Genomic DNA, 288 nt, shown 5'->3' with positions numbered 1-288 from the left:
GTTTCATACTCTGTATGGGCACCATGGAGCGGACGTCACCTTCATCACTGTGGGAAACGGAACCGCGGTCAGTGAGACTCTGGACTATTTAGGTCTCGAGGAGACGGAGAAGGCCGTGATGCTATCCATCGTGACAGGCACTGTGTGGAAAGAGATAAAATCGGATTTACAGAAGCATTTAAAAATTGACGTTCCCGGCACGGGCATAGCCTTTATCATTCCGTTAGGCAGCATTGGCGGCAAGAAGCCGCTGCTGTTTTTGACAGAGAATCAGAATTTTGAAAAAGG

Annotated in this window: 1 pseudogene; it reads left to right on the top strand. The window is 48.6% G+C overall.

The window, feature by feature from the left end:
- A pseudogene (locus NE473_RS32140) lies at window positions 1–288 on the top strand (P-II family nitrogen regulator); the annotation flags it as partial.

Source organism: Hungatella sp. SL.1.14 (assembly GCF_024460495.1).
GTDB lineage: Bacteria > Bacillota > Clostridia > Lachnospirales > Lachnospiraceae > Hungatella > Hungatella hathewayi.
The sequence above is the reverse complement of the archived record's forward strand: the minus strand, read 5'-3'. Positions and strand labels throughout refer to the sequence as shown.